This is a genomic window from Alistipes sp. AF48-12, assembly GCF_003477565.1.
Lineage (GTDB): Bacteria > Bacteroidota > Bacteroidia > Bacteroidales > Rikenellaceae > Alistipes_A > Alistipes_A hominis.
The window spans coordinates 95,559-119,990 of the sequence record NZ_QUDJ01000006.1 but is presented as its reverse complement, the minus strand read 5'-3'; the positions used below and the strand labels follow the sequence as shown (position 1 = coordinate 119,990).

Sequence of the window (24,432 nt, the reverse complement as noted above, 5' to 3'; positions counted from 1 at the left end):
TGGTGTTGTGTTCCTTGCCTGAAAATAGTCCGGATCGCGTTTAAATCAGGTTGTCCACGTAATCGGCCTCGATCCGCAGGTTGCCGATGATGAAGCCCTGGCGTTCCATGCTGTTCTTGCCCATGTAGAATTCGAGCAGATCGGCGACCGGGTCTTCCTTGGTCAGCCGCACTTTGTCGAGCCGCATGTTTTCGCCGATGAACTCTTTGAACTCGTCGGCCGAGATTTCGCCCAATCCTTTGAATCGCGTGATTTCGGGGTTCGGGCCCAGTTGGTCGACCGCCCGTTGCCGCTCTTCCTCGCTGTAACAGTAGCGCGTTTCCCGTCGGTTGCGGACGCGGAACAGCGGCGTCTGCAAAATGTACAGGTGTCCCGAACGGATCACTTCCGGAAAGAACTGTAGGAAGAAAGTCATCAGCAGCAAACGGATGTGCATCCCGTCGACGTCGGCATCGGTCGCCACGACGATCTTGTTGTAGCGCAGGTTGTCCATGTCCTCCTCGATGTTCAGCGCCGCCTGCAGCAGGTTGAATTCCTCGTTCTCGTAAACGATTTTTTTTGTTAGCCCGAAGCAGTTCAGCGGCTTGCCCCGGAGGCTGAACACGGCCTGCGTATTCACGTCGCGCGATTTGGTGATCGAGCCGCTGGCCGAATTACCCTCGGTGATGAAGATCATCGACTCTTCGGCGCGGTCGTTTTTGTCGGTCAGGTGGATGCGGCAGTCGCGCAGTTTCTTGTTGTTCAGGCTCACTTTTTTGGCCATCTCTCGGGCCTTTTTCTGAATGCCCGAGATCGCCTTGCGCTCTTTTTCGTTTTCCTGTATTTTTTTTTGCAGGATATCGGCCGTTTCCGGGTGTTTGTGCAGGAAATTGTCGAGTTCCGTTTTCAGAAAATCGACGATGAAGTTCCGCACCGTAGGCCCGTTCGGGCCCATCTCTTTCGAACCGAGTTTCGTTTTGGTCTGCGATTCGAACATCGGCTCCTCGACTTTGACGCTGATCGCCGCGATCACCGACGTGCGGACGTCTGCCGCATCGTAGTCCTTTTTGTAAAATTCCTTGATCGTCTTGGCGATCCCTTCGCGGAAAGCGGTCTGATGCGTTCCGCCCTGCGTCGTATGCTGACCGTTGACGAACGAGTAGTAGGTTTCGCCGTAGCCGTGCCCGTGCGTGATGACCACTTCGATGTCCTCTCCGCAGAGGTGAACGGGCGGGTAGAGCGGCTCTTCGCCGAGGTTTTCCTGCAGCAGGTCGAGCAGCCCGTTTTTCGAGACGAACGCCTGCCCGTTGACCCTGATCGTCAGCCCGGCGTTCAGGTAAGTGTAGTTGCGTACCATCGACTCCACGTATTCCATGTGAAAGTCGTAGCTGCCGAAAACGCTTTCGTCGGCATGGAACGACACCATCGTCCCGTTCTTTTCGCCGACGCCGCTTTCGGACACGTCCGCGATTTCGTTCCCCTTCTCGAACCGCACGCTGCGGCTTCGCCGTCGCGCACGCTGCGGATCAGGAAAGCGTCCGACAGCGCGTTGACCGCCTTGATGCCGACGCCGTTCAGTCCGACCGATTTTTTAAACGCTTTCGAGTCGTATTTCGCGCCGGTGTTCATCTTCGACGCCACGTCCACCAGTTTGCCGAGCGGCACGCCGCGTCCGTAGTCGCGTACGGTGACGGTCTTGTCGTCCGCGATCGTGATGTCGATGCTCTTGCCGAAGCCCATCATGTATTCGTCTACGGAGTTGTCCAGCACCTCTTTGATCAGGATGTAGATCCCGTCGTCGGCGGACGTTCCGTCGCCGAGTTTCCCGATATACATACCCGGCCGCCGCCGGATGTGCTCTTTCCAATCCAGTGTCCGGATGTGTTCGTCCCCGTAATCTGCAACCATACCCATAGTCGATTCTCGTGCTCCTATCTCTTTTATTTTTCGTTTATTGTTGTTTTCCGGTCATTTGCAGGTGCGCCGTCCGCATCCGGTTTTCCATTTCGACGGCCAGTTCGCGGGCTTCCTTCGACGCTACGTATTCCGCAGGCAGCGCGTCGAGCACCTTTACCCGGAACGTATGCGGCATCCGCAGCCGCCAGCCGTCGTTCAGGCTCCACGTGCCGTCGATCACGACCGGTTGGATGCCCACGCCGGCATGCTTGGCCACCAAGAAAGCCCCGTCTTTGAACCGTCCGATCTCTCCCGTCTTGGTGCGCGTCCCTTCCGGGAAGACGATCACCGACGTTCCGCGCGACAACCGCTGCCGGCAGCGTTCGAGCATCTGTTTGGCGCTGCCCCGCGAGCCGCGTTCGACCGGAATGTCGCCGTGCATCCACAGCACCCAACCGAAAACGGGCATTTTCTGCACCTCTTTTTTCGATACCCATTTGAACGTCGTGGGCAGTACGTACATCAGCGGGATGTCGAGCATCGACTGATGGTTCGTGACGATCACCCACGGCCGACTGCGGTCGATTTTTTCGGCGCCTTCTATCCGTATGCGCCACCAGGGGCACAACCTGAAAATCCCGTACGACCACATCCGCGAGGCCCAGTGCAGCACCACCCGTTCCCGGTCGAAAAGCACCGTCAGCAAGAATAGGACTGCGAACGGGATGAAACAGAGTAACGTGAACACAACCAAAAGGATGTAGTACAATATAGATCTTACCATAAACGCAGATTTCCCCAAATTTTAGAACCATGCAAGTTTAGCATAAATTTTCGGTTTTTCCGCCGGATTTCCGGATCATTTATCAACAATTAATCACAACCGGTCCCTACGCAAAAGCCTGTCGGGACGCTTACGGGCTTCTCTTCTAATCTGTAAAACGGACTCGGGCGGTTCGTGTTGTCTGCGCCGCGCCGCATCCGGTTTGTGTCGCATACGGTAAAAACTCCGATTAAATTTTGACGATTCGGAAAAATCTCGGATATTTGTGGTTCGATGAAAGAGACTCGGAAAATTACGCTCGAAGAGATACAGCTTCCCATAGCCGGAAAAATCCGCAGCTATGAGGAGTATATAGCTTCCATCCTTCACAGCGACAACCGCTACGTCGCTTCCATCACCGATTACATCCTGAGTAACCGGGGCAAGCAACTGCGTCCGTTGCTGGTGTTGCTGTCGGCGGCGTTGCACGGCGAAGTGGCCGATCGCAGTTACATGGGAGCCTCGCTCGTCGAGATGATCCATACGGCTTCGCTGATCCACGACGATGTGGTGGACGAGGCTTACGTGCGTCGCAGCGCTCCGTCGGTCAATGCGCTGTGGCATTCGCGCACGGCTGTGCTGATCGGCGATTATATTTTCGCCCGCACGTATCACGTGAGCTTGCAAAACGGGGGCTGGGACATGCTGACCGAGGTGACCCGTTCGATCCACGAAGTTTGCGAGGGGGAGCTGATCCAGACCGAACAGACCGAGAAACTGGCGATGACCGAAGCGATCTATTACGATATCATCTATAAGAAGACCGCTTCGCTGCTGGGAGCTTGCGCTGCGGTCGGGGCGATTTCGGTAGGTGCGCCTGCCGACCGCGTGGCGGCTCTCAGGCAGTTCGGCGATCACCTGGGCATCGCGTTTCAGATCAAGGACGATATTCTGGACTATTCGCCGATGGAGGTGACCGGCAAACCGGCCGGAGGCGATATGCGCGAACGCAAGATCACGCTGCCGCTGCTCCGTTTGCTGGACCAGAGTGCGCCCGAACGCCGCCGGAAGCTGGTCGCCAAACTCAGCGACGTGCGTAATTCGCCTAAAAACGTCGATTATCTGTGCAAGGCGGTGCTCGACAGCGACGGCATCGCGTATGCGCGGCAGTGCATGACCGAATACCGGAATCGGGCGCTGGCCTTCCTGGAAGGCTATCCGGAGTCCGACGTACTTCGTTCGCTGCATTTGTTCGCCGATTTCGTTCTTTCGCGCGATAAGTGATTTTGAAATCTTTTACGGGATCGAACGCTCGCCTTTTTTCCGAAAGGCCGCCTGTCCGACGGAACGGTTTGCGCGGCCGACTTGCCGCCGGATCGGGCAACGGGCGGAATTCATGACAAACAGAACATGGAACTCATTCTGAAATATTTTCCGGAACTTACGGCCGTACAGCGGGAACGGTTCGCCGCTCTCGGGGCGTTGTACCGCGAATGGAACGACCGGATCAACGTCGTTTCGCGTAAGGACATCGACCAGCTTTACCTGCGGCATGTGCTGCACGGGCTGGCCATCGCGAAGGTGTGTGCGTTCCACCCCGGTGCGCGGGTGCTGGACGTGGGGTGCGGAGGCGGTTTCCCGGGGATTCCGCTGGCCATCCTTTTCCCGGAGGTTCGTTTCACGCTGGTCGATTCGATCGGCAAGAAGATCCGGGTCGTGCGGGAGATTTCCCGTGCGGCGGGAATTTCGAACGTAGAGGGCGTTCACAGCCGCGTCGAGCAGATGCCCGGAAAATTCGATTTCGTCGTCAGCCGGGCCGTCACCGAAATGAAACCGTTCGTCGGTTGGGTGTGGAACAAGCTGGAACCGGTCGCCGGGGCCGGATCGCTGGCAGGGGGCATACTGTACCTCAAGGGCGGCGACCTGGACGCCGAATTGGATGCGGTGGGCAAACCGTACACGGTGTTCGATATTCCGGATTTCTTCAGCGAGCCGTTTTTCGAAACCAAAAAGGTGGTTTACTTTCCGAAATAGGGGACGGACGGCGCATTTCCCGTATCGGCTATTTCGCTGGTATGCTTATTTTTCTCAAAAAGTTTTTGTATAAATCAAAAATGTTTTACCTTTGCACTCCGTTGCGTGCGAATCGGACGCAGGACAAGAGAAACGAAAATAGATAAAAACATAAAACGCGATGAAAAGGACTTTTCAACCCTCTCAGAGAAAAAAGATCAACAAGCACGGTTTCCGTGAAAGAATGTCTACTGCCAACGGTCGCAAGGTGCTTGCCGCCCGTCGCGCGAAAGGACGCAAGAAGTTGACCGTTTCCGACGACACCCGTTGGAAATAATCGTTCCTGACAGAGAAATGAAGGGGCTGCTAAGCATTTGGCAGCCTTTTTTCGTACCGTAAATATTTTAGGAATTATGTTTGGGTTATTCGGAAAGTATGAGTCGCTGGCCGAAAAGGTCGACCGTTCGCAGCGCCTGAGCCGCGACGAAGCGTCGGTGTTGGCCGGTGCGCCGCTGGCGCTACTGGGGTTGCTGGCCTCGCGGGTCAAGGAGCGTAAAAGCGGCCGCGAGGTCTATTATAACCGCAATTTCCACATTGAGCCGACCAATATCTGCGTTTTCAACTGCCGGTTTTGTTCGTACCGGCGACCGGCGGGAGCTTCCGACGCGTGGGATTATTCGGAAGAGGAGATCCTCGCGCAGGTGGAAGCGCACCGCGATAGCGGGGCTACCGAGATTCACATCGTCGGCGGAGTGCATCCGCAACACGACCTCTATTATTATGCCGATCTGATCCGGAAGGTAAAGCGGATTCTGCCGCAGGCTTCGGTCAAGGCGTTCACGGCGATCGAACTGGCCTATATGATCGACAAGGCGGGACTGACCCCGCACGACGGCCTCGCATTGCTCAAGGAAGCCGGCATGGAGGCGATTCCCGGCGGCGGCGCCGAGATTTTCGACGAAGCGATCCGTGCGCGGATCTGCCCGGAGAAGGGGAGTTCCGAAACGTGGCTTGCGATGCACCGCGAAGCGCACCGGATCGGGATTTCGACCAATGCGACGATCCTGTACGGGCATGTCGAAAACTGGGAACACCGCATCGACCACCTCGACCGGCTCCGCACGCTGCAAGACGAAACGGGCGGCTTCAACGCGTTCATTCCGCTGAAGTACCGCAGCCGGCACAACTCCATGTCCGAAGTAGGCGAAGTGAGTGTCGTCGAAGATATGCGGATGACGGCCCTGGCGCGTATTTACCTCGATAATTTTCCGCATATCAAAGCCTACTGGCCGATGTTCGGCAAGACGACGGCGCAGATCGCGCTGGCGTTCGGGGCCGACGATATGGACGGCACGATCGACGACAGCACGAAAATCTACTCGATGGCGGGAGCGAGGACCAGTCTCCGGCCATGACCGCCGCCGATATGGAGCGGCTGATCCGCGATGCGGGATATCTGCCCGTCGAACGCGATACGTTTTACAATCCGGTTAAAAAGTAGTATATTTAACCCGGAATTGACCGGCCGAACCGGTCGTCTTAACCGTACGATATGGACTTTCTGAGAAAACTGGCCCGGAAGATCAACGGCAATCCGATTTCGCGCAATCTGGTGCTGGCTGCCTGTGCGATCATCGTGTTTATGTGCGTTGTGAATTTGCTGCTGAATCTTTTTACTCGCCACGGGCAAGTGCGCGACGTTCCCGATTTCAGCGGGATGACCGTCGAGGAGGCCGTCAAGGCCGGAAAGGGGGCTTCGCTGAAGATCGAGGTCAACGATTCGTTGTATGTGCCGGCCTATCCGGGCGGCGTGATCCTGGAACAGAACCCGTCGGCCGGGGCCCGGGTGAAATCCGGCCGTCATATTTTCGTGACGATCAATTCGTTCCATCAGAAGATGGTGACCGTTCCCTATGTGACCGGATTCTCGTTGCGTCAGGCGAAAAACAACCTGGAGATGGCCGGTCTGGAAATCAAGGAGCTGATCTATAAAAGCGACATTGCGACCAATTACGTGCTGGAAGAGCGTTGCGCCGGTAAGGTGGTGCAGCCGGGCAGCAAGTTGCAGACCGAAATGGGGTCGGGCGTTACGCTGGTCGTAGGCATGGGCGAAGAAGGAAACGTGCAGCAGATCCCGCAGCTAGTCGGGTTTACGGCACGGGAGGCGAAAAGCCGCCTTTGGGAAGCCGGTTTCAACGTAGGCAAGATCACTCGCGACGAAGGGATTACGGCCCTGAACGAAGTGGACGCCCGGGTTCATGCGCAGTCGCCCGCCACGGGCAGCCGCCGGACGCTGGGAACGAAGGTGAATTTCTCGCTGACTCTCGACGATAAGAAGCTCGATGCAGGGCGCAAGCAGTCCGACCGGGATGCTCGAAAGGCCGTTCGGGAATTGGCCGACAGCCTGGCTGCGACGGAAAGCGAAGTCGAAGAATAAATATTCCAGTCCGGATGAACGAAGAGGATTTGCTGGGGGACGATCCCGAACTGACCGACGGGGCGGACCCGACGGAGGAGATGTACGAACACTACAGCGTGACGGTCGACAAAGGCCAGAATCTGTTGCGAATCGACAAGTTCCTGACTAACCGGATGGAAGGCGCTTCGCGGAACCGGATTCAGACGGCGGCGGACGCCGGTAATATCCTGGTGAACGGCGTGCCCGTCAAGTCGAGTTATAAAGTCAAACCGCTGGATCGGGTATCGATCGTGATGCCCTATCCGTTGCGGGAAGTGGAGATCATTCCTGAAAACATACCGTTGGACATCCGTTACGAAGACGACGACCTGATTATCGTCAACAAGCCGGCCGGCATGGTGGTGCATCCCGGTCACGGGAACTATTCGGGAACGCTGGTCAACGCGTTGACCTATCATCTGAAGGATCTGCCGCTGTTCCGCGACGGCGATATGCGGGCCGGTTTGGTGCACCGAATCGACAAGAATACGTCCGGTATCCTCGTAGTTGCCAAGAACGAACGGTCGCATGCGCGCCTGGCCAAACAGTTTTTCGATCATTCGATCCATCGGGTCTATCATGCGCTGGTGTGGGGCAATATGGAGGCCGACGAGGGCACGGTTGTCGGAAATATCGGCCGCAGCGTGCGCGACCGGCTGAAAATGGCTGTCTTCCCGGACGGCGACGGCGGCAAACACGCCGTAACCCATTACCGGGTGCTCGAACGGCTCGGTTACGTCAACCTGATCGAATGCCGGCTCGAAACCGGGCGCACGCACCAGATCCGGGTGCATATGGAATACATCGGTCATCCGTTGTTCAACGACGAACGTTACGGCGGCGATCGGATACTGAAAGGAACGACTTTCTCGAAGTACAAACAGTTTGTCGAAAATTGTTTCCGGACGATGCCGCGCCACGGATTGCATGCCCGTAGTCTCGGGTTCATCCATCCGGCGACCGGGAAGGAGGTTTTTTTCGAGAGCGAGATGCCGGACGATATGCGGACGGTGCTCGACCGGTGGCGGAATTACGTTTCGGCTCGCCCGGAGGAGGGCGGTTGTTGACGGCCGGTGAACGGGGCGAAATGAAACGGGCGGATTAAGAAAATCCGCCCGTTTCGTTTTTTATTCCGTGACGATCACCGGTATCTTGATGTTGGCCGCAATCGTCGGCTGCGGATCTGATGTTCTTGAATATAGCATATTCAGGCTGATGTAGTACGATCCGATATCCTCCGTGTCCAGCGGGGCGAAAAAGATCAGTTGAAGGTACATGGCTTCCGGGGAGGTCGTACCTTTGTCGTCCTTGTATTTGAGGCTCTGCATGAAAAAGGTTCTGGCCGACGTTCCGTCTTCGTGCATGAACTGTTTGGTCTGGGTAAATCCGAGCGGCGGACGAACCTGCTGGAACAACTCCGAAGTAACGCCTACGGCGGCCATGATCTCGCCCATTTCGATGTCGAGGGTTTTGTTGGCTTCGGTAATCTCGGCGTAATCGGAAACCTTCAGGGTAATGGCAGGCGCGATGCACCGTGTCTGGTAAACTTTCACGAGAGCCGTTTTCAGCACGTGGTTGGTCGTATCGTTCCGGTCCGTTAGGTAGATGTTTATATCGACCGGCACGAAGGCTTCGTCGGGTTTCGGGAAGTCGAGTCCGATCGGTTCCATCGTCCAGGTCGCGTTGCCTTTGTCGGTCAGGAAAAAATATCCGGCGAATTCGCCTCCGAGCTTGCAACTGTCGACGATCGCGTCCTCCATGTCGAATTTCGTAGCGCTGCCTTCCGAAATGGCGCACGGCAGCAATCGTACGGAAGTGGCGATCGGCGTGTTGTTCAGTTCGACGTAGGATACGGCCGGCGAAACGTCGATGTCTACCATGTCCCCGGTCAGTTTGATCCGCGTGTTCAGATTTCCGAAAGTCGCGGACGTCAGCGCCACGCGCCGGTTGTCCGCGTCGGTATAATTCAGCACCAGCGTGAAGTCGATGTCGCCGTAGTAGGCGCCGTCGAGAATTTCGATCTCGGCGATCCACTGTCCTTCGCAGGTCTCTCCGGCCTGGTTTTTATAAGGCGTTACGCCGACCAGCGAACATTCGGGAATGGTCGTGACGTACGAGGCTTTGGTGATCTGCGAACGGATGGCGTCCAGTCGGAGGTCTTCCGCCTGGACGATATAATTCGATGGGTTGACCCGGAAGGGCACTTTCAGCGTCGATCCGTTCAGGACGGTGATTTCGGACTGTAGCAGCGTGATGCCGGTCGGGTAGGGCCGTTTCAGCGTATCGATGTCGTCTTTCATCTCCTTGCATCCCGGAAGAACGGCGGTCAGCAGGGCTATTCCGCAATATAACAAAGCTTTTTTCATAGTGGTCAAATGAATTACCTGATGCGATCCAGGGATCGTACCAGTTTGTCGTCTTTAACGATTCCCCGGCGAGCGAGCAGGGTCAGGATCGCAGCGACGAGGGGAAAGGCCGCGGTCACCGACAGCGCTACGGGGCCGAAGCCTTCTTCGCCGAACGACTTCAGGTAGAGCGCCGTCACGCCGGCCGTCAGCAACAACAGTACGATTTGCGCCGTGCACAAGCGCTTTTGGAGCCTGCGTTTTTTGTAGCGGAAAACGGTGATTATCTCCAGCACGATCGTTGCGCCCAGCAGCGTCGTGGCTGCGAGAGTCAGCGAGTTGACGATCGGACTGCTGCTGGCCGTCGGGTCGTCGTATCCCCAGACCATGATCCGGAAAACCGAGTTTTCCGGGCCGATCGCATGGGCCAGCGGCAGGAAGAACATCAGCCCCAGCAGCAGCGCCGACAGGAGCAGGTATACGGTTTGAATGCGTTGTATCATTGTGAAACGGATTTGTTTTGAAGTTTTTCATCGATCAGGTAGCGGTTCCTGTCCCCGGAATTCCGGCTGATCAGTTCCCCGATGAAACCCGCCAGGAACAGTTGTACGCCGATGACGACGGCCCCCATCGCTATATAGAACAGCGGTTGATCGGTCGCGCCGCGCACCGGAATCAGGTGCGCCTGTTTATACAGTTTTTCGGCGATGACCCATACGGTCGTCGCGCCGCCGACCAGGAACATCAGCGTGCCCAATCCGCCGAAGAAGTACATCGGACTTTTGCCGAAGCGGGTCATGAACAGGACGGTGATCAGGTCGAGATATCCCTTGATCATCCGTTCCCATCCGAATTTCGACACCCCGTACTTCCGGGCCCGGTGATGCACGACCTTTTCGCCGATTCGTTTGAAACCGGCTTGCTTGGCCAGGAACGGGATGAACCGGTGCATTTCGCCGTAAACCTCGATGCTTTTGACCACCTGGTTGCGGTAGGCTTTCAGGCCGCAGTTGAAGTCGTGCAGCTTGATTCCGGAAGCCAGTCGCGCCGTGCCGTTGAAGAATTTACTCGGCAGCGTCTTCCCGACCGGATCGAACCGGCGCTTTTTCCATCCGCTGACCAGGTCGTATCCCTCTTCGGTAACCATCCGGTACAGTTCCGGGATTTCGTCCGGCGAGTCCTGCAGATCGGCGTCCATCGTGATCACGACGTCGCCCCGGGCCGCTTCGAAGCCGCAGTAGAGTCCGGCCGATTTCCCGTAATTGCGCCTGAACCGGATGGCCCGGACGCACGGATTGGCGTCGTGCAGCGAGCGGATCACTTCCCACGAGCGGTCGTTGCTGCCGTCGTCCACGAAGATGACTTCGTACGAGAAGCGGTTCTCCGCCATCACCCGCTCGATCCATGCGAGCAATTCGGGCAGCGATTCCTCCTCGTTGTACAGCGGGACGACTATCGAGATGTTCGGATTGTTTTCTGACATCGTGCTGTTGTTTTTATTCGGATTGCGGGGGCGTCGTGCCGTTTTGTCCGTTGTTCGCACCGGCGAACGGGTCGCCGTGGCGTTTGACGAACAACGATACGATCAGGCCGAGCAGTCCGCCGTAAATAATCATCGTACCCACGCCGCTGAACACGACGAAGAGCGGGTTCCCCATCATTCTCGCCGCGATCGTACCGGCCGACTCGACCGCTTTCTCGTCCCATCCGTTTTCCACGTAGGTCGCGATCGCCAGGTCCATCTGTTGCCGGAAAAATTCCGGGTCGATCCATTTGTAAAGCACGAACATGCCCAGTCCGCCGAGAATCCCGGCGAACAGCGACATCCGCAAGACGAGGCCATGCTTTGGCCGAACGAAAAGCCGGCGGCTCCGCGCAGGGCCGCCATCCGGCTCGAATAGAAATAGAGAAATCCGGCGATCGAAAAGAAGCCCAGCGCGCCCGCCAGCGATGCGACGCCCGTATGCGAGCGCATCAGGTGACCGGCGATCGCAAGGATCGCATAGGTCAGGCCCATGTAGAACCCGCCGGTCGCCGCCTCCCTCCATGCAATGCTATTGAATGATTTTTCCATCGTAACGATTTTCTGATTGTCGGTTTAAACGAGGTTGCCGATGCCTTCGCGCAGGATCGAGATGTCGTCCGGGTCGGTGCAGTCGACCACCGTCGTCGGGACGTGGTTGCCGTATCCGCCGTCGATCACCGCATCCACCAGTGTTCCGTAACGCTCGTAGATCAGCGACGGGTCGGTCGTGTACTCCTCTTCCCGGCTGTCTTTGACCGAGGCCGTGACCATCGGATTGCCCAGCGCTTCGACCAGCGCGATCGGAATGCCGTTATCCGGAATACGTATCCCCACCGTTTTTTTCTTTTCCAGGAATTTGTCCGGAATTTTTCCCGATGCGTTGAGGATGAAGGTAAACGGGCCGGGCAGGTTGCGTTTCAGCAGTTTGAAGACCGTGTTGTCCACCTTGGCGTATGCCGCGACTACGCTCAGGTCGGGGCAGATGATCGAAAAGTCGGGGCCCGTTTTACCGGTGATCGCGCGGATCCGCTCGATGGCTTGGTGCTTTTCAGCGAGCAGCCGAACGCGTAGACGCTGTCGGTCGGATAGATGATCACGCCGTCGCGCGCGAGGATGTCCGCCGCCTGCGCGACGGATTTCTCATTCGGGTTTTGCGGATAGATTTTGATGATCATAACCCTGTGTCGTTTTGTCGTGACGGTCGAAATAAAAAATGGGTAAGCTACTTATATCGCACCGCTACAACCGCCTACCCTTGCTGTCTTCCGACCCTGGGGGATTCAGCAGGAGCTGGTCGTATAAGACTTACCCAGGGACAAAATTAAACAATTTCGCTATATTTGCAAAAATATTTTTCCGGATGAAGCGAAAAGGAAAGTATTACCTGCTTGCCGCGTTTGCGGCGCTTGCGGTAACGGTTTGTGTCGGTGGTTATTCCGCATGGCAATACTTTTGGGGCGGGGCGGTGGCCCGCGACGCGGTCGTGCTGGTTCCTACCGGCAGCGATTTCGACCGGCTGACCGATTCGCTGCGGCGCAGCGGCGCGTTGCGCAACGTACGCAAATTCGTGCGGATAGCGCGTATACGCGGTCTGGACGAGACCGTTCGTCCGGGACGTTACAAGCTCGACGCGGGGATGACCTACGCCGCGCTGATCGACCGACTGAAGCAAGGGCTTCAGGCTCCGGTACGGGTTACTTTCAACAATGTCCGGACGCTCGACCGGTTGGCCGGCAGCGTCGGCCGGCGGCTGGAAACCGATTCGGCGACGCTTGCGCGGGCGCTGCTGAGCGATTCTACGGCCCGCGCATACGGATACGCGCCGCAGACCTTCATCGGGATGTTCATTCCGAATACTTACGAAATGTATTGGAACAGTTCGGCGGATGATTTTATTCGGCGAATGAAGAAAGAGTCCGACCGGTTCTGGAAAAACCGCGATGCGAAACTCGCCCGCACGGGCCTCTCCCGCGACGGGGCGATGACCCTCGCTTCGATCGTTTACGAGGAGACCAAGCGCAAGGACGAAATGCCCGTCGTGGCGGGGGTTTATATCAACCGGCTGAAGCGCGGTATGCCGCTGCAGGCCGATCCGACGGTCAAGTTCGCTGTCGGCGATTTCTCGATCAAACGCGTCCTGCATACCCACCTGGCCGTCGATTCCCCGTACAATACTTATAAATACCCGGGCTTGCCGCCGGGGCCGATCTGTATGCCGTCGATCGCCGCGATCGATGCCGTGCTCGACTACGCCGACCACGACTACCTCTATTTCTGCGCCAAGGACGACTTGTCCGGCGCCCATAATTTCGCAAAGACCCTGTCCGAGCACAACCGCAACGCGGCGGCCTATGTATGGGCGCTGAACAGGCTGAAAATCAAATAGATCGTTTAGCTGGCTCCGTTTTTCGGGGCGGGGCTAACGGAATTGCAGACTGCTCCGGCCCATGTCCCGCGACGTCGCCACGGCGATGCCGCGCCGATCGTGGCCGTTGACCGCGCAGTAGAAGTGGTATACCACTCCTTTATATTTCACTACGAACGATTTGTGGGCGAAAAGGTTGTCGTAGGATTCGGACGGGACGATCAGATCGTCGCCCGTCCAGTCCGTCCAGTGGGCCAGATCGTACGAACAGGCGAAACGATTGAAAGCCGCATACGGTTTCCCTTTCCAGAATGCGCCGAAGTAGAACATGACGTACAGGTCGCCCATCTTCTGGATCTGCGCGTCTCCGGTGATCCCTTCGGGATGTTCCAGCACCGGTCGGTCGGAGTAACGCCGCCAGGTTTTCAGGTCGTCCGACAACGCGATCCCGATACTTTCTTTGCCGTCCGCGCTTCCTTTGGCATTGTAATACATGACGAACGGGGCGCCGAGCAGCCGTTTCGGGGCCCGGATCACCGAACTTTTGTACAGCGTGTAGCGCTCCCATGGCCCGGCGTCCGGATCGGCGGGCGTCATGACCGGAGCGTCGAAGCCTTCCCATTCGTGGGGCCGGGCGATCTTCCCGCCGGTGCGGGCCATGCCTACGTTCAACATGCCGGCTTCGTATCCCTGCGTGGCTCCGCCGATGTAGGACAGCCAGTAGCGGCCGTCGTATTTTCCGGCTCGGTAGCTGCCGCCCCAGCGGTAGTCCTGCAACGCGAGGTATCCCCCGCGCTGGGCAGAATCCCAGCTTCCCCCGGCAAACGACAGGATCGGTCCGAGCGTGTTCCATTTCAGTAGGTCGTCGCTTTCGGCCAGCCAAGTCTCGTACCCCGTGCTGTCGAACAACACGTAGGTCATGTACCACTTGCCTTTTTCGCGGAACACGGTCGGGGAGTCCACCATGTCTTCGTCCCGTTCCGGAACCAGGACGAGTCCGTATTTGTAAGGCGTCTTTACCGTTTCGTAAACTTTTTTCATCGTTTCCTGCGGAACGCTTTGCTGCGCCGTCGCGGGTTGCAGGAACGACAGGGCGGCCGCTAATGCCAGCCCGGCGGGGATACGTCGTTTCATAGGTCGTAATATGGATGGATTTGCTGGTTTATCAAGTGCGGTACGGGGCAAGCCGTGTTCCGGTTCCGTAAAGTTAGCATATTTTTTATACCTTAATCAAATAAAAAGGACAGCTCGGCGCCGTTCTTTTATTTTTTCTTTGAAGTCTTATCGGGAATATCCTGATTGGCTATATTGTCAAAAAAATCCGGGATGTTTTGCTGCCTATCTGTCAGCGTTTTATGGGCAAAAATTATTGTCATTCGAATGTCGGACTTTATTTTGATGAAAATCAAAGTATTAATCGCGCGTCGAAAGTCGTCGGACAATAAAAATGTTTGGCCATTACATGAATAATTGTTATGTTTGCGCTGATAAAATACCGTTTCGTACGTTGAAAGCGGGTTTTTCGGGGTTTACGGCATTCGCACCTGGGTCAGGCGCAGAGCCGCGTTCCGGAATATCAAATCGATATTAAGCGGACAAAACTTATCTGACTGCGTGTAAAGACGATTTTCTGGCACGGGGGAATGGAAGGAATGTCCTTTTGTGAAACGGATGACAAGCGAAACCGCTTCGGAGCATTGGTACGCGCTCAAAGTTTTCTACAATAAAGTATTCGAGATCGAAGCTTATCTGAAAGATAAGGCTTTCGAAAGTTATATCCCCCTCAAAACGGTCGAGATGATGTGGCGCGGAGAGAAAAAAATCTGCCGCAAACCGGCCGTTTCTTCCCTGATGTTCGTTCGCGCGACGGAACATGCCGCGATCGGATTGCAGCGGCAGTTGAATAACCGCATTATCGTATACTGCGACCGGGATACGAAGCGCCCTGCCGCGATTCCGGAACGCGAAATGAATATCTTTAGGTTGGTGACCTCTTCGGGCGATCGGGAACTGGAGTATTTCGGCGGCGAAGATACGGTTTATCATACCGGCGACCGGGTACGCGTAACCGAAGGCATCTTCAAGGGCGCGGAAGGTTATATCCGGAGAATCAAAGGGAACAGGCGGCTGGTGGTCTCGATAGAGGGCATCGTAGCCGTTGCCACCTCCTATATTCCGGGGTGTTTTTTAGAAAAGATCTAACGCCGGATCGCCTTTTGCCGTATATTTTATCGTGTTCACTCATCGCATCACAGGTGCGGAACCATTGTTTTAACCGCACAAAAGAACCTTCCGGCCTGAATAAGAATTCGGCGGAGAACTTCTCTCTTTTTGGTAAAATACGTTTTACGGATGCAGCCTGGCAATAGAGTCATTTTAAATACAGCTATTTTATACGCTAAAATGGTTGTTTCCATTTTAGTGGGGTTGATTTCGACCCGTTTGGTTCTTAAGGCGTTAGGAGTAGAAGATTATGGTATTTATAATCTGGTGGCAGGCGTAGTGTCTATGCTGGCGTTTTTAAATACTTCATTGGCGGCGTCTACTCAACGTTTTTTATCTTTTTCTTTGGGAAAACAGGATGTTCGGCATCTTAAAAAAATATTTTACTATAGTTTAATTCTCCATATCGGCATCGGCGTATGTGTTATTTTATTAATAGAGACTGTCGGCATATACGGGATTAAACATGTCCTGACAATCGCGCCGGATAAAATAAGCAATACGCTGTCTATATTGCATTTACTGAGTTGTAGCGTTTTTTTTTTCCATCGTAGCCGTTCCGTATATAGCCGTTCTCATCAGCCGGGAGAACATGCTGTTGTTATCTCTGATCGAAATTGCGGAAACCGTTCTCAAATTGCTGGGAGCGGTATATCTATTGACATATCCGGGCAACAGGCTGATCATGTACTCTGCCATCATCGTTGCCGTCATGATCATTTCGCTATTGTTGAAAATGATTATCTGTAGGATGAAATACCCCGAAACTCGTATCGTATTTCAATCATTGAACGACAGAACGCTGTTGCGCGAGTTGACTTCGTTTGCCGGCTGGTATACTTTTGCATCGGTCGGCAGTATGGGGCGGGGACAGGGAATCCCGATGATATTGAATGTGTTTTTCGGAGTGGTCGTGAATGCTGCGTACGGAATTGCCAATCAGGTCAACGGGTTGATGCAGTTTTTTGCTACGGCCATTCTGCAATCCATCAGACCGCAGATCATCAAAAGCGAAGGGGCTCAGGATCGGATCAGGGTAAAGAAATTATCGCTTGTCGCATGTCGTTACATGTTTTTTCTCTGCGCCTTGTTTTCCATTCCGCTGATTATAGAAATGCCTTACGTTCTCCACTTGTGGCTCGGAAACCCGCCTGAGTACACGGTCGGTTTCTGTCGGTTGGTATTGCTGTCCACTTTGCTGTTTATGATTACATGCGGCTTGGGAACTGCCATCGACGCTACCGGCAACATTAAATGGATGTATATTTGGATGGGAAGTTTGCATTTTCTGAATTTGCCGGTAGGTTATTTCTTGCTTAAGGCCGGGATGTCCGCTTACAGCGTATTATGGGTCGTCGTCGGCGAAGAACTCATCTGTATGTGGGTGCGGATCTACTTGGCGAACCGTATTGTCGGGATATCCGTGCGCAAATTCGTCCGACGGGTTATCGTTCCGATTACGATCGTTACGGGGGCGACGGTTCTGGCCGGCATCGTAGCTATTTTTTATATGCATACCGGATTTTTGAGATTGGTCGTCACGTCACTGCTCTGTACCTGTACTTTTTTGATAACGGGTTGGTTTTGCGGAATCGAAAACGAAGAAAAAAGCCGGTTTAAAAATATCATGCACAATATCACCGCACAATTTAAATTGGTCAAACGATGAATGCAGCCCGTCTTGTTAACGGCATTTTATGGCGCATGGAAAAATTCTTTTCCCGTACGCGTATCCGGTGGTTCAAAACTTTGTATATCAATTTTAGAACTCTTCCGTTCAGTCAGGCAATCCGATTGCTATATACATTTACGGACATGTAAAATTCTATTGTTTATCCGGTAAAATCGTAATTTTCGGACCCATTTCAAGAGGGATGATTAAATTCGGATACCAACAAGGTTCGTTTTCCGCACCGACGAGAAGTGCTATGATTTTGTTGGATCAGGGAACCGAATTGATTTTTAACGGGCCTTGTATGTTCGATTTCGACTATGCTGTCAGATTGACGGGGAAAAGCAATGTAAATATCGGGGCTCATGTAGTATTCGGTCATGATGTGAAAATTTACAGTGAAGAATCGATCACCATAGGGGATTATTGCCGGGTCGCTTTTGGAAGTTGTTTTATAGATACCAATTATCACTATTCTATCGAATTGTCTAATGGCGCTGTCCGTAAAAAGAGCGCTCCTATCGAGATCGGTCGTTATAACTGGATCGGAAACACGTCTACGATCATGAAAGGTACAAGAACCCCGGAGGGAACTATTATCGCATCAAAAGGTTTCTTGAATAAAAATTATGTAAAGCTCGGAGAGGGTGGGACAAATATCGTTTTAGCGGGAAGTCCGGCTAATATTGTACAAAAAGGGTATGCTAGGATACTGTGTCTGGAAATGGAAAAAAAATATTAATGAATGGTTTGCGACTCATCCCGGCGAGAAAGAATGTTTGGCGGGCGACTTATCGCATGATTATCGGGTCAATGACGCGTATCGCGATTTATTCAACCGAATATAATGAATAAAAAGATTCGAATCATATTGAGTCGTATCAAATGGGGGCTCGTCAAATGGTATATCGGTCGGAAATACCATGTCTCTTTCGGCCGAAGAGTTGAGGCGTACGATTGCATCTATGAAGGATATCATTCCATCGGAACCGCCAGCTTCATTAGCAGGTCGTATTTAGGATCAGGAACTTACGTTTCGGGGCATTGTGTAATTGGAGATTCGTATATCGGACGGTACTGCAGCATTGCCGACGATGTCGCGATTGGACTTGCGAGTCATCCCTCTGCCGTTTGGGTGACTACTTATCCCGCCTTTTATATGAATTTTAATCGTTGCGTGAATTTTACCTTCCATGCCGGGCCGGAGAAGTATCATCCGTTCAAAAAAGCGTCCGGGCGGTACAACTGCAAGATCGGACACGACGTCTGGATTGGCCGGGGGGCAACAATCGTATCGGGAGTGACGGTCGGCGACGGCGCTATTATCGGAGCGGGCGCTGTCGTATTGAAAGATGTGGCTCCGTATGAAATCGTCGCAGGCGTGCCCGCGCGACATATTCGCTATCGATTTACGGATACTCAGATCAAGGCGCTGTTGCGGATCGAATGGTGGAATAAAGATATGGAATGGCTCAGGGAGCACTATGCGGATTTTGAAAACATAGATATATTTATTGAAAGTTATGCGGACGGCACGTTCTCTCAGAGGTAAAAGACGCTGTCGATTGAAATCTTTTTTACGATTTTTCCCGGAAAAAGTGGCGTCGAACGAACGCCGCAGGGGATTTTATCGAATCGCACGGATGATTCATCGTGTCGCTTAACGATCTGGATAAACAGGCGGATTCTGAGCATACGGACGGCCTGATACGCTGCCGGCAGGAGGCGTAAGGTCGTTGCATATTTTCCGACAATAATCCATACATCATGAAAAACATACTTATTACCGGAGGCGCAGGCTTTATCGGTTCGAATCTCGCGCTCAAACTTTTAAAACGCGGCTATCAAGTCACGGTGCTCGATAGCCTCGCTGCTCAGATTCACGGGGACGATCCGGACAGATCTCCCCTTTACGGCAGTATTAAAAATAAGGTCAGATTCGTTCACGGGGACGTGACCGTCAGGGAAGATTGGGAAAAAGCCTTGAAGGATCAGGATGCGATCGTCCATTTGGCGGCGGAAACCGGGACGGGACAAAGTATGTACGAAATTCAGAAATATACCGAGACCAATATCGGCGGGACCTCGTTGATGTTGGATATATTGACCAATTCGAAACATCGGGTACGAAAAGTGGTCGTCGCTTCGTCGCGCGCCATTTACGGGGAGGGCAGATACCTCAGCCGAACCTACGGTTATGTTTACCCGCTGTCCCGTACGGAGGAATACATGTCGCAGGGCGATTTCGAATGTAAATATCCCGGTGAACCGGCCCCGTTGACCTTGGTCGGAACTACCGAAGATTCGCTGATACATCCGACGTCCGTGTACGGAATCACCAAACATGTCCAGGAACAACTGGTAATGACCGTATGTCCGACGCTCGGCATCGCGCCCGTCGCTTTCCGGTATCAGAACGTTTATGGGCCGGGGCAGTCGCTCAGCAACCCGTACACGGGGATTCTCTCTATTTTTTCGACCCGGATTAAAAACAAAAACGGAATCAATGTTTTCGAGGACGGAAAAGAGAGCCGGGACTTCGTGTACATAGAAGATGTCGTAGACGCAACGATAGCGGGACTCGAAAAGGAACAGGCCGACGGAGAATCCTTCAACGTAGGTACGGGCGTCGCGACGGACGTGCTGACCGTCGCCGAGACGCTGATCGAAAAATACGGGATCGAAGTCCCTGTGACGGTCAGCGGGAACTATCGTCTCGGGGATATCCGCCACAATTACGCCGATCTGACGAAAATCAAAACGAAACTCGGTTTCGAACCCCGGTGGAGTTTCGACAGGGGGATTCGGCAATTTACCGATTGGGTGAATACCCAGGATATCCAGAAAGACCGGTACGAAGACTCCATCGAAGAGATGAAAACGAAAGGACTTTATAAATAGGCGGAACGATGACTCCCAGAATTGGCATAGTGACTGTTTTGTACAACAGCGCCGGCGTATTGCCCGAGTTTTTCGAGACGCTGGGGACGCAGAGATACACCAATTTTATCCTGTATATCGTCGATAATAAATCCCCGGACGATTCGCTTGCCGTCGCGCGGAAACTTTGTGCCTCCGCCCGGTTCGAAACCGTCGTGATCGAGAATGAAGAGAATTACGGAGTAGCCAAAGGAAACAATATCGGCATTAAAGCCGCATTGAGGGACGGCTGCGATAGGGTGTTGTTGTCCAACAACGATATCGTGTTGGTTCCGGATACCATAGAGTGTCTGGTGCGTGCGATGGAGAGCGGGAAGGCATGGATGGCGGTACCCAAAATTCATTTTCACGGGACGAATAAAATTTGGTATGCCGGAGGGTGTTACACTTATTTCGCCTGTTCGTCGCTTCATTACGGCATTTACCAGGAAGATAAAGGACAGTTCGACAAAAGCAGGTTCGTAGACTATGCGCCTACCTGTTTTATGCTTATCCGGAAAGAATTATTCGAAGAGATCGGATATATGGACGAGGCTTACTTCGTTTACTACGACGATACGGATTTCGTGTATAGGGCCCTTCGGCGCGGACACAACGTATTGTATGTGCCGGAGTCTTTCCTTCAACATAAGGAAAGCACTTCTACGGGCGGAAAGAAAAGCGATTTTACGCTCTATTACGACACGCGTAACAGGATCTACTTCACGCTTAAGCATTATACCGGGATACATTTTTTTCTGAGTAAATTGTATTATTTACTCATACCTTGCATTAAATCCGTTTACCGTTCCACGCCCCACGAAAAAGAAATAAAACGAAAAGCGATCAGAGACGGTTATCGGCTGTACGATGCGGTCCGGCCCGAAAGATCATAGAACGACCGTCCGGCTTACTCCCCGAGAATGCTTTACAGCTATACTTATTCCGTTCCGTACCTTCTCTTATTGTCGTTGTTTATTCTACTGACAGTCGTAGAGTATAACTATGACAATAACCGGAAGATTCGACAATGTGTTCGGATCTGTTGTTGCGCGCTGTTCGTTCTGTTTTTCGGTTTCAGGGGATTCGTCGGTTGGGATTGGGTGAATTATTATCCGGCGTATCAGGAAATCGTTCCTCTTTTTAGCAGGGGCTATCTGAATAATTACGATATCGGGACATTCGAGGGCGGGTTTGTAACGTTCATGTCTGTCGTAAAACTCATATCGTCGAATTATCATTTTTTTATACTCGTATGCGTTGTCATAGACGTCTCCATTTTACACGTTTTTTTCAAACGGCATTCCTCGAATTACGCATTCAGTTTCTTGATTTTTATTGCTTTGTATTTAGGGGCGGAGTTGGATATTTTGAGAAATATGAAAAGTATCGGGCTTTTCCTGCTTTCCGTAAAGTACATTCAGCAAAGGCGGTTTCTCCCTTATTTGCTTTTAATGACGCTGGCTTTCATGTTCCATTCCAGCACCCTGTTTTTGTTCCCGCTGTATTTTGTGCCCCGGACATTGCCCCGGCAGTGTTTCATCGTCGTATTTGTCGTCGGCAATCTCCTTTACCTTTCGCAGATCGCTTACATGGCCCCTTTGATTTCGGAAGGCGGGAGGCTTCTCGGGGGAAAATACGCGGCGTTGACCGGGGCTTATCTCAATTCGGATTTGTACGCGCAGGCAAGAGGCATTTCGATCGGTTACCTCGAGAGGACGCTGACCTTCGTACTGGTCGTTCTTTTTATAAAAAACTCAATACCCGCGAACATGCCGTTTTCTTGAACATGTTCCTGGTTTATTTGTTTATAAACTTATGGATGAGCGAAATAACGATCCTCGTGGATCGGATAGGTCTCTTGTTTTTACTCTCCTACCTGGTGCTGTGGCCGGCCGTTGCGCGGTGTTTTACATTAAAATCGAACAGGATGCTGTTCGTCGGAGGAATCATGATCTACTCTTTGATCCGGGTATCGATCTGTTCGAACAATATTTTGTATCGATACGACAATGTCCTTCTGACGGGAAGCAATTATCCGGAACGCATGTATATAATGGATAGATACAAAGACCAACTCCTAAATTCAAATTGATGAACGGGAAAAAATGCTTATTGATCAGTCCGGTGGCAGAAAATAACTTCGGAGGCGGAATCGGTTTGAATAAGAGCCGGATTCTTTTGACCGAATTATTCCGGGATAACTTGTACTGTGTAGATTTCCGAATGGGTGTCCTGTCCAATGTGCAGAAATTGCGCTGGACATTGCAAGGTTATACCGTAGGGTTGACCCGGTCCGTGAAAACGGAAGCTTTGGCCGTAATGGCACGCGAAGCCCCCGATTACGTTTTTATAAATAGCTCGAATTACGGATTGCTGGCCAAAGCTATTAAAAAGCGTTATCCCGGTTGCAAAATCGTTACTTTTTTTCATAACGTCGAAATCAAATACAGTTACGACGTGGTGCGCCGGCTGAAAAAAATAGGAAACGTACTCTCTTTTTTCGCATTTGCCTACAACGAATGGATGGCGATTCGATACAGCGATACGATTATCGCCCTGAGCGAAAGGGACAGCGCCCTGTTGCATAAGATATATAAACGATCCGCCGATTTTTTGGTGCCGGTGACATTCGATGACAAGCTGGATTACAACAAACTTACCGAACGCCGGGATCAAAAGCCTCGCGGAATTTTTGCCGGCAGTCTTTTTTTTCCGAATGAGTACGGTGTCCGGTGGTTCGTTCAGCATGTCGCTCCTCATGTAAACGCAGAGATCTTGATTATAGGCAAAGGGTTCGAAACGCTGAAAAACGATTTGGAATGCGATAACGTCAAAGTGATAGGAACCGTGGAAGATGTTTCCGAATATTTTTATCGCGCGGATTTCGTAATCGCCCCCATTTTCGAAGGTTCGGGGATGAAACTCAAAACGGCGGAGGCGCTGATGTACGGGAAAACGATCTTCGGCACCACCGAAGCCTTTTCCGGATACGCGTTGGATTTCGATCGGGTGGGAGGGCTGTGCAATACGGCTCGGGAATTCATCGATAAGATCAACGGTTATCCGTATCCGCAGAGGCGGTTCAACGAGGAAAGCCGAAAAATCTACGAACAAAATTACAGCATGGAACATTCGAGGCATTTATTCAGAATGATCTTTGAGAAAATATGAAAAAAATCTTGCTGATTTCCGCATTTGTTCCCAGCCGCAAGACCGCGGGCCAGAATTATACGCGGCAATTAATCGAGGATTTGAGTGGTCGGTACGAGGTCGATCTGATCTGTTTCAGGAACAGAAGCGAGGCGGAAGGGATAGCCGTTCCCGATACGAATATGCTGAAGTGTATCGTTGTCGACAAAAAGGATAAGTTGTTCAATGCTTTAAAATTACCATTTCTGCATCCGATCTTTACGGCTCGTTTTCAATGGTCGGTCGTCCGTTACATCCGTAAAAACAAGCATCGGTACGACGCGTTGATTTTCAATTTCGGACAGGTATTCGCCTATGCGCTATTTGCCGGACACTCCCGAAAAATAGTCATTACGCACGACGTGATGATCCAGAAATTTTCCAGGCAGAAAAACATATTCGGTTATCTTGAGAATAGGTTCGTAAAATTCAGCGAGAGACTATTATACAAAACCGCGACGCTGATATTTTGCCACAGCCCCAAGGACGAAACGCTCATTCGGAATATTTACGGCGTGAAGGCGCATCACATATCGTTGTATTTCGACGAATTGTTGCTGCGCACCGATTACAAGACGATCGTTCCCAAGGACTATTTTGTAATGTACGGCGCCTGGGGCCGAAAAGAAAACACAGAGGGTCTGACGTGGTTTCTCGACGAGGTGTTTCCCCGTACGCCCCGCCTGAATATAAAAATTATCGGCGGCAACATGCCTTCCGACGTCAGGCGAAAAATAGACGAAACCGACCGGGTCGAATATTTGGGGTTCGTAGAGAATCCGTACGGATATATCGCTGAAGCGCAAGGGCTGATCGCGCCTTTGTTTCACGGAGCCGGCATCAAAGTCAAAGTGGTCGAAGCGTTGGCGCTCGGCACTCCCGTATTGGGAAGCGCGGTCGCATGGGAGGGGATCGATCTCTACCTGCCGCTCGGGGAACATACCCGCATCGTCGACACGCCGGAAGAGTACGTGCGGATTTTAGAAAACCGGCGTCTGGTGACGATTGCCGACAAAATACGTTTAGCACAATCGTTTCGTGCCAAATATCAGACGAAATCCATTTTAAATTATCTGTAACCT

23 protein-coding genes, 1 other RNA gene and 2 pseudogenes are annotated in these 24,432 nt (G+C 52.8%); 17 read left to right on the top strand and 9 right to left on the bottom strand.

What is annotated here, in order from left to right; translation table 11 throughout:
* Window positions 1-40: 40 nt before the first annotated feature.
* Together DW082_RS05400 and DW082_RS05395 are read right to left on the bottom strand one after the other, a co-directional pair.
* Window positions 41-1,893, bottom strand: a pseudogene (locus DW082_RS05400) (DNA topoisomerase IV subunit B).
* A gap of 37 nt (window positions 1,894-1,930) precedes the next feature.
* On the bottom strand, window positions 1,931-2,659 hold the full coding sequence (locus DW082_RS05395) for a 1-acyl-sn-glycerol-3-phosphate acyltransferase (RefSeq protein ID WP_101571643.1): 729 nt from the start codon (window positions 2,657-2,659) through the stop codon (window positions 1,931-1,933).
* Between the two features lie 273 nt (window positions 2,660-2,932).
* Here DW082_RS05395 and DW082_RS05390 point away from each other — a divergent pair, with 273 nt between their 5' ends.
* The 6 genes from DW082_RS05390 to DW082_RS05365 all read left to right on the top strand — a co-directional run bounded on the left by DW082_RS05390 (window position 2,933) and on the right by DW082_RS05365 (window position 8,176).
* A complete protein-coding gene (locus DW082_RS05390; protein WP_055202178.1) occupies window positions 2,933-3,922 on the top strand; it encodes a polyprenyl synthetase family protein in 990 nt (329 codons plus the stop codon).
* A gap of 126 nt (window positions 3,923-4,048) precedes the next feature.
* The gene (rsmG, locus tag DW082_RS05385) at window positions 4,049-4,672 is read left to right on the top strand and encodes a 16S rRNA (guanine(527)-N(7))-methyltransferase RsmG (protein WP_118457717.1); all 624 of its coding nucleotides are present in this window, start codon (window positions 4,049-4,051) and stop codon (window positions 4,670-4,672) included.
* Window positions 4,673-4,832: 160 nt separating this feature from the next.
* Window positions 4,833-4,988, top strand: a complete 156-nt coding sequence (gene rpmH, locus DW082_RS05380) for a 50S ribosomal protein L34 (protein WP_055202174.1) — start codon at window positions 4,833-4,835, stop codon at window positions 4,986-4,988.
* A gap of 76 nt (window positions 4,989-5,064) precedes the next feature.
* Window positions 5,065-6,066 (top strand): CofH family radical SAM protein, encoded by a 1,002-nt coding sequence (locus tag DW082_RS05375; RefSeq protein ID WP_259335525.1) that lies wholly within the window; start codon window positions 5,065-5,067, stop codon window positions 6,064-6,066.
* Between the two features lie 137 nt (window positions 6,067-6,203).
* Window positions 6,204-7,088 carry a PASTA domain-containing protein gene (locus tag DW082_RS05370; RefSeq protein WP_118457715.1) on the top strand — a complete coding sequence of 295 codons (885 nt, stop codon included), beginning with the start codon at window positions 6,204-6,206 and terminating at the stop codon, window positions 7,086-7,088.
* Window positions 7,089-7,102: 14 nt separating this feature from the next.
* The gene (locus tag DW082_RS05365; protein ID WP_118457713.1) at window positions 7,103-8,176 is read left to right on the top strand and encodes an RluA family pseudouridine synthase; all 1,074 of its coding nucleotides are present in this window, start codon (window positions 7,103-7,105) and stop codon (window positions 8,174-8,176) included.
* Window positions 8,177-8,236: 60 nt separating this feature from the next.
* Here DW082_RS05365 and DW082_RS05360 read toward each other — a convergent pair whose 3' ends face one another.
* From DW082_RS05360 to ffs, 6 genes and pseudogenes are all read right to left on the bottom strand, one after another.
* Complete coding sequence (locus tag DW082_RS05360) at window positions 8,237-9,475, bottom strand: hypothetical protein (RefSeq protein ID WP_118457712.1); 1,239 nt, start codon at window positions 9,473-9,475, stop codon at window positions 8,237-8,239.
* Between the two features lie 14 nt (window positions 9,476-9,489).
* A complete protein-coding gene (locus tag DW082_RS05355; protein ID WP_118457710.1) occupies window positions 9,490-9,957 on the bottom strand; it encodes a DUF4293 domain-containing protein in 468 nt (155 codons plus the stop codon).
* Window positions 9,954-10,937 (bottom strand): glycosyltransferase family 2 protein, encoded by a 984-nt coding sequence (locus DW082_RS05350; protein WP_055202162.1) that lies wholly within the window; start codon window positions 10,935-10,937, stop codon window positions 9,954-9,956. The genes DW082_RS05355 and DW082_RS05350 overlap by 4 nt, the downstream gene beginning before the upstream one ends.
* Window positions 10,938-10,950: 13 nt before the next feature.
* A complete protein-coding gene (locus DW082_RS14475) occupies window positions 10,951-11,280 on the bottom strand; it encodes a DUF4199 domain-containing protein (protein WP_182424098.1) in 330 nt (109 codons plus the stop codon).
* 272 nt (window positions 11,281-11,552) lie between these two features.
* Window positions 11,553-12,154: pseudogene (locus DW082_RS05340) on the bottom strand (L-threonylcarbamoyladenylate synthase).
* 37 nt (window positions 12,155-12,191) lie between these two features.
* Window positions 12,192-12,290: signal recognition particle sRNA small type (gene ffs, locus DW082_RS05335), an RNA gene on the bottom strand.
* Window positions 12,291-12,339: 49 nt separating this feature from the next.
* Between ffs and mltG the strand changes: the two genes are divergently transcribed.
* The gene (gene mltG / locus DW082_RS05330) at window positions 12,340-13,365 is read left to right on the top strand and encodes an endolytic transglycosylase MltG (RefSeq protein WP_101571421.1); all 1,026 of its coding nucleotides are present in this window, start codon (window positions 12,340-12,342) and stop codon (window positions 13,363-13,365) included.
* A gap of 33 nt (window positions 13,366-13,398) precedes the next feature.
* Here the strand turns inward: mltG and DW082_RS05325 are convergent, their stop codons facing one another.
* The gene (locus tag DW082_RS05325) at window positions 13,399-14,478 is read right to left on the bottom strand and encodes a glycosylase (protein ID WP_101571419.1); all 1,080 of its coding nucleotides are present in this window, start codon (window positions 14,476-14,478) and stop codon (window positions 13,399-13,401) included.
* A 537-nt stretch (window positions 14,479-15,015) separates the two neighbouring features.
* Here DW082_RS05325 and DW082_RS05320 point away from each other — a divergent pair.
* The 10 genes from DW082_RS05320 to DW082_RS05275 all read left to right on the top strand — a co-directional run bounded on the left by DW082_RS05320 (window position 15,016) and on the right by DW082_RS05275 (window position 24,429).
* Window positions 15,016-15,546, top strand: a complete 531-nt coding sequence (locus DW082_RS05320; protein ID WP_055202152.1) for a UpxY family transcription antiterminator — start codon at window positions 15,016-15,018, stop codon at window positions 15,544-15,546.
* A gap of 150 nt (window positions 15,547-15,696) precedes the next feature.
* On the top strand, window positions 15,697-16,317 hold the full coding sequence (locus DW082_RS14275; RefSeq protein ID WP_147386972.1) for a lipopolysaccharide biosynthesis protein: 621 nt from the start codon (window positions 15,697-15,699) through the stop codon (window positions 16,315-16,317).
* A gap of 37 nt (window positions 16,318-16,354) precedes the next feature.
* Window positions 16,355-17,236: a lipopolysaccharide biosynthesis protein gene (locus tag DW082_RS05315; RefSeq protein ID WP_147386971.1), complete on the top strand. Its 882-nt coding sequence runs from the start codon at window positions 16,355-16,357 to the stop codon at window positions 17,234-17,236.
* Window positions 17,237-17,543: 307 nt separating this feature from the next.
* Window positions 17,544-17,981 carry a hypothetical protein gene (locus DW082_RS05310; protein WP_147386970.1) on the top strand — a complete coding sequence of 146 codons (438 nt, stop codon included), beginning with the start codon at window positions 17,544-17,546 and terminating at the stop codon, window positions 17,979-17,981.
* Window positions 17,982-18,086: 105 nt separating this feature from the next.
* Complete coding sequence (locus tag DW082_RS05305; protein ID WP_118457705.1) at window positions 18,087-18,791, top strand: CatB-related O-acetyltransferase; 705 nt, start codon at window positions 18,087-18,089, stop codon at window positions 18,789-18,791.
* 215 nt (window positions 18,792-19,006) lie between these two features.
* Window positions 19,007-20,140 (top strand): NAD-dependent epimerase/dehydratase family protein, encoded by a 1,134-nt coding sequence (locus DW082_RS05300; protein WP_055202144.1) that lies wholly within the window; start codon window positions 19,007-19,009, stop codon window positions 20,138-20,140.
* 8 nt (window positions 20,141-20,148) lie between these two features.
* Window positions 20,149-21,054 (top strand): glycosyltransferase family 2 protein, encoded by a 906-nt coding sequence (locus DW082_RS05295; protein WP_055202142.1) that lies wholly within the window; start codon window positions 20,149-20,151, stop codon window positions 21,052-21,054.
* A 27-nt stretch (window positions 21,055-21,081) separates the two neighbouring features.
* Entirely contained in the window at window positions 21,082-21,945 is an 864-nt protein-coding gene (locus tag DW082_RS15440; protein WP_118457703.1) for an EpsG family protein, read from the top strand.
* Window positions 21,946-22,480: 535 nt separating this feature from the next.
* Window positions 22,481-23,332 (top strand): glycosyltransferase, encoded by an 852-nt coding sequence (locus DW082_RS05280; protein ID WP_180951513.1) that lies wholly within the window; start codon window positions 22,481-22,483, stop codon window positions 23,330-23,332.
* Entirely contained in the window at window positions 23,329-24,429 is a 1,101-nt protein-coding gene (locus tag DW082_RS05275; protein ID WP_101571411.1) for a glycosyltransferase, read from the top strand. The genes DW082_RS05280 and DW082_RS05275 overlap by 4 nt, the downstream gene beginning before the upstream one ends.
* Window positions 24,430-24,432 lie beyond the last annotated feature (3 nt).